Genomic DNA, 16974 nt, shown 5'->3' on the forward strand with positions numbered 1-16974 from the left:
CAATAAGGAGGATTCAATGCAATCTGAGAAATTGCGACTAAGGAAGATTCAACGTCTTGCATATGAAATTATGGATGAGATGCACAAAGAAAAGCATCGCACAGAAATGCACAAATTAATTCCGATTATTGATAACTTGTCGCGGGCAATTGGGGATTTAACAGATTCTGTTGGTAAATACTCACTGGATTATGTAGAAGAAAAAGTAAAAAATGCCCATGCTCTTTTATTTAACAAAGAAAAGGTAGATATTTATTAATAAAGACAAGGAAAAAGGGTAACCATATACATGGCTACCCTTTTGGCATTAATGCGTTTCAGGTTCGAATGTTTTACAGTCTGTTTCCTCGCTGTTGGAAGCATGTTGTCCCTTTTGGCTGACAACATAAATTTTTTCAGCTGTGCATTTGTTACCAGAATCCCAAAATGTGCAGTTATTGACTTCACAAAGAATTTCTTGTGCCATCGTCTCACACCTCCTCCTTGTTATCTTTAACAAATTAGAGGTAATCAATACGTTATTCAAAAAAGTCATCTTGCACTTTTGTCAGTGCTGTCTGATTCACTCCATACTGAAGTCTAGATTAGTAGGATGATTTGATAAATGTTCCTGCGTAAGCATATTTGTTGAGGGTACCTTGTTGTCAACTTCTTCAAAACGGAAGCCATCTGCCCAGACTTTACCCGAACCAATTAGTAACACACCAAAATAAATGGAATTACCTTCTTCAGGTACGTCTAAGACAATAGAATAATGATTCCATTCAGTAGAACCTGTCACAGGGCGTTGATCCATATTATCAAATTGAATCGTATCACCTGTACCATTGTCAATACGCATCCATGCACCACACTTTGTAGCATCTGCCGTCTTTAAGTAGCATGACATTTTCAAGCGTTTCCCTTTATAGTCAGCTGCCTGAAAACCCTGCATCATTGTAGCAAATTGACCATGATTTGCTGAGGCAGTTGTGGAATACAATACTCCTGAACGCTTCCCTGAATGAAATACCTTGTCATCTGTATGAAATTTATACAATTCTGGATTAGCACCACTCAACACCCAACCTTTAACCTGTTCAACTGTTTCCATGTAATGTTCCTCCTCCATCATATTTAATGATTGCATTACTTTTCGATACTTCCCTGGTGGTAAAGCATAAACTTCTTTAAAGGCTCTTGTAAAAGCCTCTTGTGATTGAAACTGAAGTGTAACAGCAATCGTTAATATCGATACATTAGAGTACATCAAATAACTCGCTGCCATAGCTAGCCGACGTATACGAATATATTCACCAATCGTAATTCCCGTTTCTTGCTTAAAAATTCGGCTTAGATGGTACTTCGAATAGCCAGCAGTATTAGGAAGACATTCAAAAGAAATTTCTTCCATCAATTGCTCCTCGATATAGGCAATAGTTCTTTGTGTCGCTTGACTATACTCCATGTTACTCACCTCATCTTTATCATAATGGAGAAGGAAACAGATTTTTTGATGGAGGTTGCTAAATTTAGCTTAATCAATTATTTTTGTTGGTGTTGCTTCTTGCACAACGATGAGACCATCATAAGCTTCCTCAGGTGTCATTTTAATGGTGTACAGCATTTGTGTCAGCTTATACCACGGACGAAAATCATCGCCGATATTGCCCATTCTTTGCTTTTTGGAAAGAATATTCGCCAGCTCCTTCGATTGTTTGGCAGCTTCAAAATCCACATAAAAGATGTTATTATCAATGTCACTAAAGGCATCCACTAAAGCATTGTGATGCTCAATCGTATATTCCTTTCGTGCTCCAGACCCATTTTGTGCCTGGAATGTATTTTTCACAAAGTCTGTGCCAATCGCAAAATATTGATCTTTATATATCTCACTTAAATAATGCCCCATCGATTGATAGCCTGCCATCGTAGCAGAAGTTTTCTCAATATGACCATTATGAGCAGACATTAATACTTTATCATGACCTTGTGTTGCTTCATATTCAACAATCCATTGTAAATTTTCAGCTAAATATTCGTCCCGTAAATTCATATAATTACCATCATTTAAAAATAATTGCGTACGCTGCTTCATAATTTGCGCATATTGAACAGCAAATGCGAATTCATCCTTTGAAGATTTTTTCTCATACATCGCTTTGTTTGATTGTAAATCGTTGATTATTGTATCAATCGTTTTATCAAGCTCAAGTAGCTGACTATCCGATAAATCTCTCATCGTTTTGTTGGAAACATGCTCTAGCTTAGTCGTGAACTTTCGTGCATTGTCAGCATGTACCTTGGCGTAAAAATCAAGTAACCCCTTTTTGCTGTAATCATAGCGTTGCATATCATTTCCATAAAAGTAAATTTTATCTTGATCATCAACTGTCTGATTATAGTCATGCATCCACTGCACAAACTCTACCATTTGTTCTGTTTTGTAGATGCCATAGTCTAACGCTTTTATAGCTTCCTCCGCCGTTCCGACACCGTTTTCGATAAATTGATTTATCTGCTGGGCCCCACCAAAATCTCCTTCTAAAACGAAAACATGGACATTTTCATTTTTTATCATCGCTTCAAATACATCTTTTTTTAATGTTTGAAATTCGATATTGCCATGTGTTGCTTCCCCAAAACCAATAATTTTTACATCATCAGGAATGTTGATATCTTTAATTTCATTCGTATATTGTGCGGCATCTTTTACTGCCTCTCTCTGTCCACATCCTACTAAAGCTACTAATAGCATCGATGCAGTTAAAAAACGTAAGCTACGTTTCAGCATTCTCATTCTCCTTTTAGCTTAAATAGATTTTCGCAGGAAATAGTAATATCCTCCGAGGAAAAATACGATGAATCCGCCACCTACTACGGTTAACAATTGCTCCCACGGTACAAAGAATACATCGTCTGTATTGCCCCCTATATACATCATCGAAAAGGGTTGTGCCCAAGGATAATACGGACCAATTCTTTCAGAATTCACTGCTAAAATTGATGGTAAAGTAAATATGACATTAACAGCAAATGGAGCAGCAAAGCTTTTAAACATAATGGACATCCACAATTGCAAGGCTACTAATGGCAATGTCGCTACCCAGCCTCCTACTATGCTTTTCCAAACAATCTCCATAGGAAAAGAATCTGTATAGCCTTTTACCATCCCAACAGCAAAGACCGAGCCTAAATACAATATCTGCATTGCTAAAACAAGCAGCATAATCAATATGTATTTAGCTACAAATACTTTCCCTCTTGTTACTGGTAATGCTAAAAGTTGCTTCCATCCACCAGACTGATGTTCATACCTACAAATAAGACTGGTAAAAACACCAGAAATAAGAGGTAAAAATAATAGAGCATATGTTAAATTCATCGAAAATAACGATATATACCACTCATTGATTTCAATCCCCTGCATGTTGTCCTCTAAATTAGCGGATAGTCCTATAAAAAGTCCAATCATGGGTCCTGCTAAAATAATTGGTACCATTTTTGATTTACGTAACTTAAACCACTCAGCTTGAAGTAAAGCAATCATTATTTCACGTCCCTTCTTGCAAAATCAACCATGCCGATAATATAGAGTAAGATACCAATTCCTACGCCTAATAAGACATTGATCATCGGCTCATTCCATTGGTTCATCAATGATGGCCATTTCCATATCATCCAATCTGGAAGAACATAGGAAGAATAGGCAAAAATCACCCCAAAAATGCCTACAGTTATAGGAATCCCTTGATTATGACTTACACTCGCTATCCACAATTGAAGTGCCAAGATAGGTAATGCTGCAAAAGCAGGGAAATAACTATATTTGGCTAGCTCCATGTAAGGTACCGTGTCACCTAATTCTAAAAACAACCCGTAGCTCAGCGTAAAAAACATTAATAACGTTGAGGCGAAGAATAGTAAGATAGCTAACAACGTAAATTTAGACAAATACACGGTTAATTTCGAAACAGGTAATGCAATGAGCTGCTTCCAAGCATTGGTCTCATTTTCAATGCTTGCTATGAATGACGTAAGAATGGCAATACCCAAGACTATGGCAAGCGGTGTAAATGAATGCACATTTAATAAGAAATAGCCCCAATCATCCTCACTTTGCTGTAAGAGATAATCCTTTCTTACTCCATAATTGACCATTTGCAGAGCAACCACCCCTAAAGGGCCAATAAGCGTTAGAAGCCATAATCCTTTACGTTTGATTTTTAAGAAGTCAGCAGTTAATAGCTTTCCCATCATATCCCCTGTTCTCCCATCGTCATTTGGAGGAATATATCCTCCAATGAACGTTTCTCTTCCTCGACTCGGAATACCGATATACCCTCCTGAACAAGAACTTGGACAATATGAGCAACCTTTTCATCCGAGCACTCTTCTAAGAAAATCACACCACCCTGATAATCTGCCTTAATACCATTTGCTAATAAGAAGCGCCATCCTTTTTCACCATCGTTTACTTTAAAGGTAACCTTTGGTTGGGCAAATCGACGCATAGCCTCAATAGAATCTTGGAAAATTAATTTCCCTTTCGAAACAATCCCAACTTGTGTTGCCATTTGATCAATCTCTGATAATAAATGGCTGGAGATTATAATGGTCATGCCATATTCCTCTGGTAATCTTTTAATTAAATTACGAATCTCTATAATGCCTGAAGGATCTAGGCCATTCGTTGGTTCATCTAAAATAAGTAATTCAGGACTATGTAGTAAAGCAGCAGCAATACCAAGACGTTGCTTCATTCCTAAAGAGAAACCTTTGACCTTTTTATGGGCAGCTTCCTTCAAACGGACAATTTCCAAAACTTCATCGATTCGAGTTTTCGGTACACCTAGTATTTTTCTTAGTGCCTCTAGATTCTCATATGCTGTTAAATGTGGATAATAAGAAGGGTTTTCCACCAACGAACCAATCTTAGCTAAAATTTGGATACGTTCCTTCGTAATATTCTTTTCAAAGACTTTAATTGTTCCAGAAGAGGGCTTCATTAAACCTAGAAGCATTCGAATTGTAGTCGTTTTACCTGCCCCATTCGGACCTAAAAATCCATATATTTCACCTTTGCGTATTTGCAAGTTCAAATTTGATACAGCTTGCTCTTTTCCAAAGCTTTTTGATAAGTTTTGTGTTTGTACGATATATTCCAATGTCCTCACCTCTTTAACTATCTTAAAAAGGGAAGTTTAAAAAAAGGTATGGGCTAAGTTTAAATTTTGTTTAAAAAATCATTTCTATCATAAAAAAATCTGCGAAGCATTTATTTCTCCCGCTTCGCAGATTTTTTTATGATAATTTTAGTACCAGAGTGATCGGAATGGATATCCCATTCAAGATGCATGCCCTTTATCATGACATCAACAATTGACAAGCCGATTCCGGCGCCCTTTGCATTCGACTCATTTTTCATCCCTTGACCATGATCCTCAACAATAAATGCTGTATAACACGCCGTCGATTCGGTTTTTACACTTATATATTTACCACTATTTGCGTGGCGCAGTACATTTTGGAAAATATTATCAAATACTCTCCCTAACCATAATGGATCAACACGCCATTCAACAGGTTCAAATGACTGTAGCTCAATATCGATTGTAAAACCTTCTCGCTCGAAAACTGGATACCATGTCGTTAGATGTTCCCTTACAAATCGGATAACATTGATGTCTTTCGGTTCAAATTTATATTTACTTGCCATAAGCAGTGTGTAGGACATCAAATTTTCAATTAAAGCATCAATATTCACTATGGATGTGTCCATAGCCTTTAATGCCTGCTTCCCTTCCTCAGATAACGCTTCTTTGCTAATTGTATAGGATTGAGCTCTTACCTTCGTTAAAGGTGTCCGTAAATCATGTGATAAATTAGCAATCAGTTCACGTCTTAGCTGTTCTTCCTTCTGTTGACGTTGTTTACTGTCTCGCAGTTCACAAACCATTCTGTTAAAACTATGCTCCAATTGCCCAATCTCATCTCGTTTTTTCACCTGAATTTCAATAGGTAGACCATCTACATCACGTATTTCCATCGCCTCTTGCAGATGTAATAGTCTTTTTCGAATTCCCTTGAAAAATAAAAGCGAAACTACAATAAAAAAGAAAATAACTGCAATAACACCAAAAAATAAAAAGTTACCATAGTTATCATAGACCTTTATAAGTGGAGGATTAAATGCTACCCTTGGAATCTCTAATACAATAAAGCCATTTGATATATCATCACCTAAGAAGGCAATAACAGTAAATGGATCATCTCCATAACGTTCTTTTATAAATTGAGTTGTATAGGCTGGTGTCCACTTTGCTGGTAACTGATCCTTCACATTCCATGTAGTCAGTAAGTTCCCCTCTTCACTTACCCAAAACATAGAAGCCGTAGGAAATTGCTCTTGCCACTTTTGAAATAACTGCGTAATCGCACCATCTGTTGCATTGGTCATATTTTTAGCCTGTGCATGCCATTGCTCTTCAATATCACTTTCTACAAGTACTCCACTTGAAAAATCTCCTGTCCCTGTCTTTGTAATGCCTAATACGAAAATAGCAACACCCAGATAGGAGATTTGCACAATAGATATGGCTAATATAATAATGAGCATATATTTCGCTAATAATGATCGAAAAAATTTCATTGTTTCACCCTATAGCCAATGCCTCGGATTGTTTCAATAATCATAGGCTTTGCAGGATTGATTTCTATTTTTTCTCTTAAGTAACGAATATGCACCATGAGTGTTTTATCACCTTCTATATAGCTCTCACCCCAAACACCCTCATAGAGTTGTTCCTTCGTTAAAATTTGATTTAAATGACGAATAAAATATTGTAATAAATAAAATTGTTTTCCTGTCAAAAGAATTTCTTCTTCATCAATCGTATTGATTATTTGCATATCTTTCGTATCAATTTTAAGGTGCTGCAATGTCAGTACATCATCACTTTTTTGATATCTTCTTAATAATACTTCCAGTCTTGCTACGAGCTCATCAGGGTGAAATGGCTTTGTTAGGTAATCATCAGCAAAATGCAGCCCTTCAATTTTATCTTCAATAGCTGTTCGTGCTGATAACATTAGAATTGGCAGGTCTTTATTTTCCCGTTTAATTCTTTTACCTATGGAGAAACCGTCCAATCCAGGTAGCATCACATCCAATATAGCAATATCTTTTGAGTTAATATGTTGCTCAAGCCCCTCCCCTGATTCCAGCCATGTCACGTCATAACCTCGTTCAGTTAATTCCTTGCTTACCCATTGTCCGATTTCTTTTTCATCTTCTATGTACAATATACGAATCAATGTTCATCCTCCTTGATACATTTAACTAAAATTAGAAATTTATAATTTCCATACATGGTTATTATAGGGGAACTGTTAATTATTTTCTTAGGAAATTCAAAAACGTTGATTTATTGAAAAAAGCAACTAATAAAAGTTGCTCTTTTATAGTATACGTTGCTACTTTATCAACTGCTTCAAATTCATTTAGAAAGGTGTAGGGAATCGGTATTACAAGGCAAGCCCCAAAGCATGCAAGAATCATATACTCCTAATCAAAGTGGAATTATTTTTTCATCGATGTTGCTCGCTTCACATTTAGGTGCTCGAAAAAAGAAACTTTACTTCTTTTTTCTTTGATAAATATGCTAACATGGCCCTAACTATATTAAAAATATTAGAGAAATATAATTTACTTAGGTTTTACCTATAATAGAGGGGTGTTTATGTTTGGATATAAGACAACTACGCTATTTTATAGCAATTGTGGAGGAAAAAAAGATTTCTGCTGCGGCTGAAAGGTTACATATTTCTCAACCACCATTAAGTCAGCATTTAAAAACGATGGAGGAAGAACTCGGTTCAAAGTTGGTAGAAAGGAGCGGCAAGTATTTTGAAGTAACTGAAGCGGGAAAGACATTATATAAATATGCGTTGCAGGTTGCACAATTAATGGAAGAGGCAGAAGCAGAGGTTAAGGATATTGGATTAGGCCTTCATGGTCGATTGACATTGGGCATTAATACATTTTCAGTTGTTGAGCTACCTCAATTACTACAACAATTTCAACAATATTATCCAAAGGTGACTTATAAAATTCAACAAAACGAATCTTCTTATCTATGTAAATTAGTAAGGGACCGTGTTGTAGAACTTGCCATCATTCGCTTACCTTTAGAATTAGATGATTTCTCTGTTCTTCATATGTACACTGAACCATTTTACTTTATACAATCCAAAAAATTCGAATTCTTAGAACACGATGTATCTTTAGCTGACATACAAAATTGGCCAATCCTTTTACCAAGCACTGAAGGCTTAGGCGTACATTATTCGATATTAGAAGCATTTTCTCGCTTCCAGTTGCAGTCCCACATTGTTGGAGAATGCTCAGATACGGCACTGTTAATGAACTTGATCGCTGCTGGCTTTAGCTCCTCTATCGTACCTGAAACTATTTTAAAGCAATATGGAGATTTACCACTTCATGCATACAAAATTCCATCAGCAGAATTATCCACCTCAGTAGGACTCGTATGGCTGAAGAATCATTATTTATCTAAAGCCGCTCAAAACTTTGTGGATTTAATGAGGAAGTATTATTGTTAACGATTAATAAAAAAGAGAACAAATTAGAAACGTTAGTTTGCTCTCTTTTTGAACAGTTATTGAATAATCAGCATATCATTCTCATCAAACTGCCACATGTCGCCATAGGCAACTTCCCAATAGTAGCCATTTGGATCTTGAAAATAGCCACTATAGCCACCCCAAAATACAGTTACGGGCTCCTTAATAATTTTTGCACCCGACCTTTTTGCTAATGCAAAGACTCGATCCACTTCTTCTTTTGATTTACCATTATAGGCAAGCGTGATTCCACCAAAGCCTTGGCTAATTTCTGGTGGATTGGATTCATTAATATCTTTGACTAAACGTTCAATTGGAAATAACGATATTTTTGTTCCTCCATTATTAAAGAACATGACATCGGGATTCGTCTCCTCTCCGTATACCACCACTTCAAAACCCAGTCCCTCTCGATAAAAATTTAGAGATTCCACCATATCTTTAACACCTAATGTAATTAAATTTAAACGATTCATCTTCAAAATCCCCTTTTTAAAGTATTACTACTTTAATTCTCTACCGAACGTATATTTCCTTTTATTACCGCAAGAAAAATATTTGTTTAATTGTCTCCAAAGCCTTTTGTAGGCTACTCGTTATTTTTTACTAGTAGTTAAGACCAATCAGGTGTAATCGTTCATCATCAATAAATATTTTTACTCCTCTAATCATTGCCAGCTCACAAAAGTTACCTCTACGTTTCTATGACACAAAAAAGTACGTACTTTTTTTGAGAGTTTATTAGCAGCATAATGAGTAAGCAATCCAATAATCACAAAACATGGAGGACTAAAAATGATTACTCATTTACAAGATACAATCACTTTAAATAATGGCCTACAGATGCCTGGTATGGGTTTAGGGGTTTTTCAAGTAGAAAATGACGCTACTGCAGAAATGGTTAAAAATGCTATCGAGGTTGGCTATCGAAGCATCGATACTGCTGCTATTTATGGCAATGAAGCAGGTGTAGGAGAAGGTATTAAACAAGCTTTAGCATCTACTGGCTTACGTCGTGAAGATTTATTTATCACATCTAAAGTATGGAACGATGGTTTAAGCTATGAGGAAACAATTGCAGCATATGAAGAGAGCCTAAAAAATTTAGGATTAGATTATTTAGACCTTTATCTAATTCATTGGCCTGGTAAAGATAAATATGCTGAATCGTGGAAAGCACTTGAAGACCTATATGAACAAGGCAAGATCAAAGCAATCGGTGTATGTAACTTTACTGTGGCACACTTGGATAACTTATTATCATTTGCTCATATTAAACCTGTTGTGAACCAAGTGGAATTCCACCCACGCCTACAACAAGTGGAGCTTCGTTCATTCTGTGACAAGCACCAAATTCAACTTGAAGCATGGGCACCTTTAATGCAAGGTGGACTTCTTGAAGATGAAACAATTTCAAAAATCGCAACAAAATACGGAAAATCAAATGCTCAGGTTATTTTACGTTGGGATGTACAAAATGGAGTGATTACAATTCCAAAATCAGTACGTAGAGAGCGTATGATGCAAAACGCTGATATCTTTGACTTTACTTTAACAGACGAAGAAATGGCATTAATCAATGAGATGAATCGTGAACAACGTGTTGGACCAAATCCAGATGAATTTGACTTTGCTCTATAAGCATTAAAAAGAGGAAAGAGACTGTCTTGTATATGACAGTCTCTTTCTCCCCTCATTATGATGTTTGCTGCATGGCAATATCATCATCACGTTGTTTTAACAGTACATCTTCACCTTTATCCTGTAATAATTCAACATGTTTTTCACCCCACGTACAAAGCATGTTCAGAATTGGTTCCATTCCTTGTCCATAGGCTGTTAATGAATATTCAACTTTTGGTGGTACTTGATTGAAGACCTTTCGATTGATTAACCCAGCCTGCTCCAGTTCCCTTAATTGGTTTGTGAGCATTTTTTGTGAAATACCTGGAATCAATCGTCGAAATTCGTTTGTTCGAATTTTACCATGGTGGTTTAAATGACAAAGAATAACTGGTTTCCATTTACCACCAATAACTTCTAGTGTTGCTTCAACACCAATATTATAAACTTTTTGCATCGTAAACCTCCTGTAATATCCAAAAGTAACTAAAAGTACTCTACACATCTTTTTGGTATGTATGAATATTACTACACATAATAAAAAAAATCAAAGGAGATAGTAGTAAAATGTCAAAATCAAAAAAGCCAAATGCTAAACTTACCTTACTAGCACTTGCTATCAGTGCATTTGGTATAGGGTCCACTGAATTTATCAGTGTCGGACTTTTACCATTAATTACAGATGACTTTGGTATTTCTCTTAGCACAGCTGGCTTAACCGTTTCTATATATGCACTAGGGGTAACTGTTGGGGCTCCCTTACTAACAGCTTTAACATCCCGCCTTAGTCGAAAAACCGTATTATTGCTTGTCATGTCCATTTTTATAGTGGGTAACCTAGCAGTCGCTTTAGCTCCTAATTTCGCATTACTATTAATCGGACGTATTATTTCAGCATTAGCACATGGTGTGTTTATGTCCATCGCTTCTGTTATAGCAGCAGATGTAGTGGAACCAAATAAACGAGCAAGTGCTATCGCCTTTATGTTTACTGGCTTAACATTAGCTACTGTAACAGGTGTCCCACTCGGTACATTTATTGGACAAGTAACAGATTGGCGTATGTCATTCATTTTTATTGTTGTCATTGGAATTGTCGGTTTAATTAGTAATGCATTTTTAGTACCTAGCCAATTATCGAAAGGCAATCCCATCTCTATCCGTGATATTGGCAAAGTATTAGGCAATATTCGAATGATCTTAATACTATTCATTACCGCAATTGGATACGGCGGTGCTTTTGTTGTCTACACATATGTTTCACCTATTTTAGAGCAATATATGGGGTATTCTCCACATACAGTCGTCATTATTCTAGTTGTCTATGGTATTTGTGTAGCTATCGGTAATACTCTTGGAGGTCATTTTGCTAATCATAATCCACTACGTTCCATCTTTATTATTTTTGTTGGACTTGCATTGGCATTGCTTGGCATTGGCTTTACTCTTGAATCACCTATTATGGGATTAATAATGGTGCTGACAATGGGATTGTTCATGTTTATGAATGTCCCAGGATTGCAGCTATATGCTGTTCTACTATCTGAAAAATATATACCATCAGCAATTTCAATGGCCTCAGCATTGAATATTTCTGCTTTCAATATTGGCATATTTTTAGGCTCATATATCGGAGGCTTTATTATTCGCCACCAATCGTTGGCACATACGCCTATATACGGATTCCTGATGGTTATGCTAGCAGCAATTGTTACACTTTTATGGTTACTTTTCGATAACAAAAAACAATAACTCTCTGAATTTCATTTTGTATAAAAAAGTAGTAGAGAATGTGTATTGTTTGTTGATATGTAGTATCCTATAATTTACTTGAACCAAACGAGAATGATTATCATTCTAATTTAAGGGAATACCCTTACTGTTTTAGTAAATCTATAGGAGTGAATAAAATGCGTAGAGGTCGATATTTTTCATTTGTAGTTTTCTTTGCACTTATATTCGTATTAGGTGCCTGTGGCTCAAATGAAGTAAAAGAGGATACAGCTACAGAAGAACAATCATCTAAAGATACAAGAATTGTAGAAGACGAGTTTGGAAAAGTACAAATTCCTACAAATCCACAGCGTGTAGCTGCTATCTATTTGGAAGACTATTTAACTGCTTTGGATGTAAAACCCGTTGTGCAATGGTATCACCCATCTTGGGGAAAACAGGACTATTTAGGATTAGATGTTCCTGAGTTCGACATTACTGGTAGCATGGAAACATTATTACAAGCCATGCCGGATTTAATCATTGTAGATGGTGCCGCGGACAAGGCAAAGTATGATGAATACTCAAAGATAGCGCCTACTTACCGCTTGAAAGAAGATATTCTACAAGATCCACGTGAAATTGCGAAAACAATAGCTGATGTTTTAAATATTTCCGATAAAGCAAAAGAAATGGTTGATCGATATGAGCAACGTGTTTCCGATTTAAAAGCAAAACTAGATGAATCAATAGGAGACGAAACAGTTGCTGTTGTACGACTAAATGTAGCAGATAATACATTAGCGTTATTTGGCATTAAAAATCGCTACTCTGGCTATATTTACACAGAGACAGACTTAACACCACATCCATTAGCCCGTGATATGACAGAGTTTCACGAGGTTTTATCAGAAGAGGCTATCACGGAATTAGATGCGGATCATATCATCCTTTTCCCTTCAAACGGAACATGGGAGTCTAAAGAAAACCAAGAAGCCATTAAATGGTTAGATAGTACACTATGGAAAACACTCCCTGCTGTAAAAAATGGGCATGTTTATATTGCTGATCGCACGTATTGGCAATCTGGCGCAATCACAGCCAACTTGCTAAAGTACGATGATTTAGAGAAATGGTTCGTCAAATAATTTTCCAAAGAAAGCTCTTAACGGGGGCTTTCTTTGTGTTGTTCTGCCAATTCAAAAAAAGGGGTGAATTATTAATGGGTAACTTAACACATGTTTATACGTTACAAAATATCTCTTATTCAATTCAACCGTCAAAAAAGTTATTGATTAGTAGTGATTTCTATACACTTTTTATCGTAATGAATGGTAGCGGAAAGCTAGCCATAGATCATGACACCATTCATTTTAGTGAAGAAAAGTGCATATTGATTCCGCCAAATAACACGGTTAGTATCCACATTCAAAGTGAACACCTTTGTTTTTATCAGTTACAATTCAACATTGTCAATCTCAGCAATAGTCAGAATTCATATAGTCATTTTACAAGTATCAGCGAACGACATCTTCTCCCCTTTTCACAATGTCATAGACTGCTAGAAGTCATCTATCAGAACCGGTTAGCGGAGGATGAACACACGATTTTTGAACAGCATGTACACTTTCAAGAGCTGATGTTATTACTCTTACATCAAACCATACCCAAGCAGATGCAAAAAAATGATCGACAATCTGTTGAGCAGTCCATTAACCATTTACATAAACATTTTGAAAAAGAGTGGACGGTTGAGCAGCTAGCACAGCTAGCTGACGTACCAAGATGGAATTATACGCGCATTTTTAAAGATATTACGGGACAAATTCCTCTTCACTATTTAACTAAACTTCGTATTGAAAAAGCTAAGCAATTATTAATGACAACAAATGATCGAGTATTTGAAATTAGCCAGTCTGTCGGATTTAATAATGAGTATTATTTCAATCGTCGTTTTAAAGAACATATTGGCATCTCTCCAGGACAATATCGAAGAAATCAAAGCAGCCATATACGTGTATTTGCACCATTTTTAGAAGATTTCTTTGTTGCGCTTGGGATTACGCCAATTGCTCAATTCAGTCATTCAAAATGGGGGAAACAAGACTATTTAGGTCTACAGAAAGTGCCAGATATCGATGTACAAAATAGAGAAATGGATCGACTCTTTTACTATAAGCCAACTTTAATTATGTTAGATTCTGGTGTAGAGCGTTGGGAATCCTTTCAGCACTTAGATGAAGTAGCCCCCGTCTGCCATCTTTCACACCCTGGAGAGAATTGGCAATCTACTTTATTTAAAATTGCAGATCTAACAGGAAAAACCTCCTTGATGCAAGACGTAATCCTACAATATGAAGATAAAGTACAACAAGCAAAAGGAATTCTTAGCAAATCTGTTTATGGGCAAAGTGTAGCATTTCTCCGTATTTCAGCCATTGGCATTACTCTATACGCGGGTCCTGAATGTGGCTATACGGGCCCCATTTTATATCGTGACTTAGGTTTAATGCCACATTCACTAGTATGGAGTATTCCGCACAATCAACGTAAAGCACAACTGACATTTGCTCAATTGTTGCAATTAGATGCTGATCATTTATTTATTACCTTTGATAAACAACATTCCATTTATGAAAATGAGGAACGCGCTATTTTAAAAACTCCTACTTGGAAAAACCTAGCAGCCGTTAAAAGCAACTGTGTCTATGAAGTAGACTTTTTAACATGGATGAATTATGGCATTTTATCACATAGTAAAAAAATTGATGATGTCTTGAATGTACTTGGCTAAAAGGAAGCTTACTTTAGCTTCCTTTTTCAATGATTAGGACAAACATTGCACTGCTAATAACACCGAAAGCCGTTTTGCTACATAAGATAGGATATCAGTTATAGGATAGGAGGAATGACCTTGTATTACAATCCTTATCCGTATTTTGTGCATCCCTATCATTATCCAACATCGCCTATCGCTAATCATTTTGCCATTAGACCCTTTTCGCAACATCTAGCAATGCCGACCAATAATCCTTTTCCACCTGTCGATACACACAAATTAAAAGCTTCAGCATCACGGATAAAGGCGATGATGCAGCAAGCCCAATTACTTACGGATAAAATAGATAGCTCCCAACAATTCGCACATGATTTAATGAATGCTGCTCAACTTTCAAATAAAACAGAGGTTGAAAAATTAATCACATCAACAGGCATTACGATGAAATTTGAAACAAACTATACACCAGACAGTTTTAGAATACGTCTTATTGATAATGATTGTTGTGGAGTCACCTTAAATTTGAATTGGTGAAAATTCCTAGTGAACTTGTAAACTATAAAAAACTATGCTAAAGTGTTTGTATTGTTATTTCTGAAAATTCTTATATTACTTTTCTTATCAAGAGAGACGGAGGGATTGGCCCGATGAAGTCTCAGCAACCAGCTAACAGTATGGTGCTAATTCCAATTGGCAAAATGATCAGCCTTGAAGATGAGAAGAAGAACTACCGTTGTTGCAGCAGGAGTCCTCTTCTATTAGGGGACTCCTTTTTATTTACAACTATTTTTACAGAAAGCAGGGAAATCGATGTCTAATGAACTTTTACAAGCATTGCAATTATTAAAATCGAAACAGTGGGTTGACTTAACACATACATTCGGCCCTAATTCACCACATTTTTTTATGTTTGAGGACGCTAAATTTGAAACGTTATTTTCTCATAAGGACGGTTTCTTCGCTCAACAATTCACGTTCCCTGGTCAATATGGCACACATATCGACCCACCCATTCATTTTGTGCGAGATACTCGCTACTTAGAAGAATTAGAACTAAAAGAGCTTGTTCTTCCCCTTGTTGTTATTGATAAATCACAAGAGGCTGCGAGCAACCATGATTTTTCATTAAGTGTTGAAGATATTCTTGATTTTGAGGACAAGCATGGAGAAATTGAAGCAGGAACATTTGTAGCATTACGCACAGATTGGAGTAAGCGCTGGCCAGATAAAGAGGCTTTCAGTAATAAGGATGCAGATGGACATAACCATATCCCTGGCTGGGGTTTAGAAGCTTTACAGTTTTTACTAAAAGAACGCAAGGTAAGCGCAATTGGTCATGAAACTTTCGATACGGACTCTGCTGCTGATTTTCGTAAAAATGGCAAGCTAGATGGCGAATATTTTGTGCTTGACCAAGACACCTATCAAATTGAGCTAATGACGAATTTGGACAAGCTACCTGCTAAAGGCGCTATCATCTTCAATATCGTACCTAAGCCAGAAAAAGCATCTGGCTTCCCTGTGCGCTCATTTGCTATTTTGCCATAACATAAAAGTCGGTATATCGTATACCGACTTTTATGTTTGTCCATTTCTTTTTTTGAATAGAAAGTAAGCAATGAGCATCCCTACAATAAATAAAAGGATAAGATAGATACTATAATGAGTCAGATAGTATCCAACAAATCGCCATTTCTCTCCAAGCATCTTTCCTAATGATATAAATGTGAACGTCCAGATAAATGCCCCTGTATAGGCAAAAAGCGCAAACTTTCTATAAGGATAATTATTAATAGCCGCAATATACGCTGTCAAATGACGTACCCCGGGGATAAAATAGCCAATTAATAATAGGGTAGGTCCTATTTTTGTAAACATCTTTTTCGTAAAGTCAATTTTTTGCTCTGTAATATGAATTTTAGGCCCATATTTCTGCAATAACGGTAAGCCAAAACGATAACCAATATAGTAGCTTAAGGTAATGCCTCCAACCGCACCAATCATTGCACTGACTAAAGCAGGAATATGTTCAAGACTTTCTCGGTAAACACTATAGCCTACATAAGTTAGAAACACCTCATCAGGAAGTGGCACCCCTACAATACCTCCAATTAGAATCACGATAATTCCAAAGTATCCGTAATGTTCAATTAGAGACTGCACGTGATGTGCCATAAATCATCCCACCTAAAATTTATTAAAATCTACCTGCTATATATAGTGTAGCCTCAGCG

19 protein-coding genes and 1 riboswitch are annotated in these 16974 nt (G+C 36.4%); of the genes, 8 read left to right on the forward strand and 11 right to left on the reverse strand.

Annotation, left to right across the window (positions count from 1 at the left end; all coding sequences use genetic code 11):
* Window positions 1–16 precede the first annotated feature (16 nt).
* Window positions 17–259 carry a hypothetical protein gene (locus MKY76_RS21940; RefSeq protein ID WP_004231701.1) on the forward strand — a complete coding sequence of 81 codons (243 nt, stop codon included), beginning with the start codon at window positions 17–19 and terminating at the stop codon, window positions 257–259.
* A 48-nt stretch (window positions 260–307) separates the two neighbouring features.
* Here MKY76_RS21940 and MKY76_RS21945 read toward each other — a convergent pair whose 3' ends face one another.
* From MKY76_RS21945 to MKY76_RS21980, 8 genes are all read right to left on the reverse strand, one after another.
* The gene (locus MKY76_RS21945) at window positions 308–466 is read right to left on the reverse strand and encodes a DUF1540 domain-containing protein (protein ID WP_004231699.1); all 159 of its coding nucleotides are present in this window, start codon (window positions 464–466) and stop codon (window positions 308–310) included.
* 96 nt (window positions 467–562) lie between these two features.
* Window positions 563–1447: an AraC family transcriptional regulator gene (locus tag MKY76_RS21950; RefSeq protein ID WP_048394047.1), complete on the reverse strand. Its 885-nt coding sequence runs from the start codon at window positions 1445–1447 to the stop codon at window positions 563–565.
* Window positions 1448–1516: 69 nt separating this feature from the next.
* Window positions 1517–2779 carry an erythromycin esterase family protein gene (locus MKY76_RS21955; protein ID WP_308339965.1) on the reverse strand — a complete coding sequence of 421 codons (1263 nt, stop codon included), beginning with the start codon at window positions 2777–2779 and terminating at the stop codon, window positions 1517–1519.
* Between the two features lie 12 nt (window positions 2780–2791).
* The gene (locus MKY76_RS21960; RefSeq protein ID WP_339280432.1) at window positions 2792–3529 is read right to left on the reverse strand and encodes an ABC transporter permease; all 738 of its coding nucleotides are present in this window, start codon (window positions 3527–3529) and stop codon (window positions 2792–2794) included.
* The gene (locus tag MKY76_RS21965) at window positions 3529–4239 is read right to left on the reverse strand and encodes an ABC transporter permease (RefSeq protein WP_004231689.1); all 711 of its coding nucleotides are present in this window, start codon (window positions 4237–4239) and stop codon (window positions 3529–3531) included. Before MKY76_RS21965 ends, MKY76_RS21960 begins: the two co-directional genes overlap by 1 nt.
* Complete coding sequence (locus MKY76_RS21970) at window positions 4236–5147, reverse strand: ABC transporter ATP-binding protein (RefSeq protein WP_342557156.1); 912 nt, start codon at window positions 5145–5147, stop codon at window positions 4236–4238. The genes MKY76_RS21965 and MKY76_RS21970 overlap by 4 nt, the downstream gene beginning before the upstream one ends.
* 110 nt (window positions 5148–5257) lie before the next feature.
* Window positions 5258–6631 carry a HAMP domain-containing sensor histidine kinase gene (locus MKY76_RS21975; RefSeq protein WP_342557157.1) on the reverse strand — a complete coding sequence of 458 codons (1374 nt, stop codon included), beginning with the start codon at window positions 6629–6631 and terminating at the stop codon, window positions 5258–5260.
* Entirely contained in the window at window positions 6628–7296 is a 669-nt protein-coding gene (locus MKY76_RS21980; protein WP_048394040.1) for a response regulator transcription factor, read from the reverse strand. The genes MKY76_RS21975 and MKY76_RS21980 overlap by 4 nt, the downstream gene beginning before the upstream one ends.
* A gap of 429 nt (window positions 7297–7725) precedes the next feature.
* On the opposite strand from MKY76_RS21980, the gene MKY76_RS21985 reads away from it, so the two are divergent.
* Window positions 7726–8604, forward strand: a complete 879-nt coding sequence (locus MKY76_RS21985; protein WP_342557158.1) for a LysR family transcriptional regulator — start codon at window positions 7726–7728, stop codon at window positions 8602–8604.
* A gap of 56 nt (window positions 8605–8660) precedes the next feature.
* On the opposite strand, the gene MKY76_RS21990 is transcribed toward MKY76_RS21985, so the two are convergent.
* A complete protein-coding gene (locus MKY76_RS21990) occupies window positions 8661–9101 on the reverse strand; it encodes a VOC family protein (RefSeq protein WP_112116827.1) in 441 nt (146 codons plus the stop codon).
* A 319-nt stretch (window positions 9102–9420) separates the two neighbouring features.
* Here MKY76_RS21990 and MKY76_RS21995 point away from each other — a divergent pair, with 319 nt between their 5' ends.
* Complete coding sequence (locus tag MKY76_RS21995) at window positions 9421–10266, forward strand: aldo/keto reductase (protein ID WP_342557159.1); 846 nt, start codon at window positions 9421–9423, stop codon at window positions 10264–10266.
* A gap of 55 nt (window positions 10267–10321) precedes the next feature.
* Here the strand turns inward: MKY76_RS21995 and MKY76_RS22000 are convergent, their stop codons facing one another.
* Complete coding sequence (locus MKY76_RS22000; protein ID WP_016992625.1) at window positions 10322–10705, reverse strand: helix-turn-helix domain-containing protein; 384 nt, start codon at window positions 10703–10705, stop codon at window positions 10322–10324.
* A 110-nt stretch (window positions 10706–10815) separates the two neighbouring features.
* Between MKY76_RS22000 and MKY76_RS22005 the strand changes: the two genes are divergently transcribed.
* The 5 genes from MKY76_RS22005 to MKY76_RS22025 all read left to right on the forward strand — a co-directional run bounded on the left by MKY76_RS22005 (window position 10816) and on the right by MKY76_RS22025 (window position 16288).
* A complete protein-coding gene (locus MKY76_RS22005) occupies window positions 10816–12000 on the forward strand; it encodes an MFS transporter (RefSeq protein WP_054549682.1) in 1185 nt (394 codons plus the stop codon).
* A gap of 158 nt (window positions 12001–12158) precedes the next feature.
* The gene (locus MKY76_RS22010) at window positions 12159–13109 is read left to right on the forward strand and encodes an ABC transporter substrate-binding protein (protein WP_342557160.1); all 951 of its coding nucleotides are present in this window, start codon (window positions 12159–12161) and stop codon (window positions 13107–13109) included.
* Between the two features lie 74 nt (window positions 13110–13183).
* On the forward strand, window positions 13184–14755 hold the full coding sequence (locus MKY76_RS22015) for a helix-turn-helix domain-containing protein (RefSeq protein WP_328016519.1): 1572 nt from the start codon (window positions 13184–13186) through the stop codon (window positions 14753–14755).
* A gap of 114 nt (window positions 14756–14869) precedes the next feature.
* A complete protein-coding gene (locus MKY76_RS22020; protein WP_233732235.1) occupies window positions 14870–15274 on the forward strand; it encodes a hypothetical protein in 405 nt (134 codons plus the stop codon).
* A gap of 81 nt (window positions 15275–15355) precedes the next feature.
* Window positions 15356–15461: riboswitch (SAM riboswitch) on the forward strand.
* An 89-nt stretch (window positions 15462–15550) separates the two neighbouring features.
* On the forward strand, window positions 15551–16288 hold the full coding sequence (locus tag MKY76_RS22025) for a cyclase family protein (protein WP_048394025.1): 738 nt from the start codon (window positions 15551–15553) through the stop codon (window positions 16286–16288).
* Window positions 16289–16318: 30 nt separating this feature from the next.
* Here the strand turns inward: MKY76_RS22025 and MKY76_RS22030 are convergent, their stop codons facing one another.
* Window positions 16319–16915, reverse strand: coding sequence for a DedA family protein (locus MKY76_RS22030; protein WP_036079620.1), 597 nt, complete (start codon window positions 16913–16915; stop codon window positions 16319–16321).
* Window positions 16916–16974 lie beyond the last annotated feature (59 nt).

The organism is Lysinibacillus sp. FSL P4-0201 (assembly GCF_038593425.1).
In the GTDB taxonomy this organism is placed as follows: domain Bacteria; phylum Bacillota; class Bacilli; order Bacillales_A; family Planococcaceae; genus Lysinibacillus; species Lysinibacillus capsici.

Bases quoted from the DNA above. Each gene is read 5' to 3' on its own strand.
- MKY76_RS22030 (WP_036079620.1), bottom strand. From the start codon at position 16,915: ATGGCACATCACGTGCAGTCTCTAATTGAACATTACGGATACTTTGGA.
- MKY76_RS21975 (WP_342557157.1), bottom strand. From the start codon at position 6,631: ATGAAATTTTTTCGATCATTATTAGCGAAATATATGCTCATTATTATA.
- MKY76_RS21950 (WP_048394047.1), bottom strand. From the start codon at position 1,447: ATGGAGTATAGTCAAGCGACACAAAGAACTATTGCCTATATCGAGGAG.
- MKY76_RS21955 (WP_308339965.1), bottom strand. From the start codon at position 2,779: ATGAGAATGCTGAAACGTAGCTTACGTTTTTTAACTGCATCGATGCTA.
- MKY76_RS21945 (WP_004231699.1), bottom strand. From the start codon at position 466: ATGGCACAAGAAATTCTTTGTGAAGTCAATAACTGCACATTTTGGGAT.
- MKY76_RS22025 (WP_048394025.1), top strand. From the start codon at position 15,551: ATGTCTAATGAACTTTTACAAGCATTGCAATTATTAAAATCGAAACAG.
- MKY76_RS21960 (WP_339280432.1), bottom strand. From the start codon at position 3,529: ATGATTGCTTTACTTCAAGCTGAGTGGTTTAAGTTACGTAAATCAAAA.
- MKY76_RS22020 (WP_233732235.1), top strand. From the start codon at position 14,870: ATGACCTTGTATTACAATCCTTATCCGTATTTTGTGCATCCCTATCAT.
- MKY76_RS21995 (WP_342557159.1), top strand. From the start codon at position 9,421: ATGATTACTCATTTACAAGATACAATCACTTTAAATAATGGCCTACAG.
- MKY76_RS22005 (WP_054549682.1), top strand. From the start codon at position 10,816: ATGTCAAAATCAAAAAAGCCAAATGCTAAACTTACCTTACTAGCACTT.
- MKY76_RS22010 (WP_342557160.1), top strand. From the start codon at position 12,159: ATGCGTAGAGGTCGATATTTTTCATTTGTAGTTTTCTTTGCACTTATA.
- MKY76_RS22000 (WP_016992625.1), bottom strand. From the start codon at position 10,705: ATGCAAAAAGTTTATAATATTGGTGTTGAAGCAACACTAGAAGTTATT.
- MKY76_RS22015 (WP_328016519.1), top strand. From the start codon at position 13,184: ATGGGTAACTTAACACATGTTTATACGTTACAAAATATCTCTTATTCA.
- MKY76_RS21990 (WP_112116827.1), bottom strand. From the start codon at position 9,101: ATGAATCGTTTAAATTTAATTACATTAGGTGTTAAAGATATGGTGGAA.
- MKY76_RS21940 (WP_004231701.1), top strand. From the start codon at position 17: ATGCAATCTGAGAAATTGCGACTAAGGAAGATTCAACGTCTTGCATAT.
- MKY76_RS21965 (WP_004231689.1), bottom strand. From the start codon at position 4,239: ATGATGGGAAAGCTATTAACTGCTGACTTCTTAAAAATCAAACGTAAA.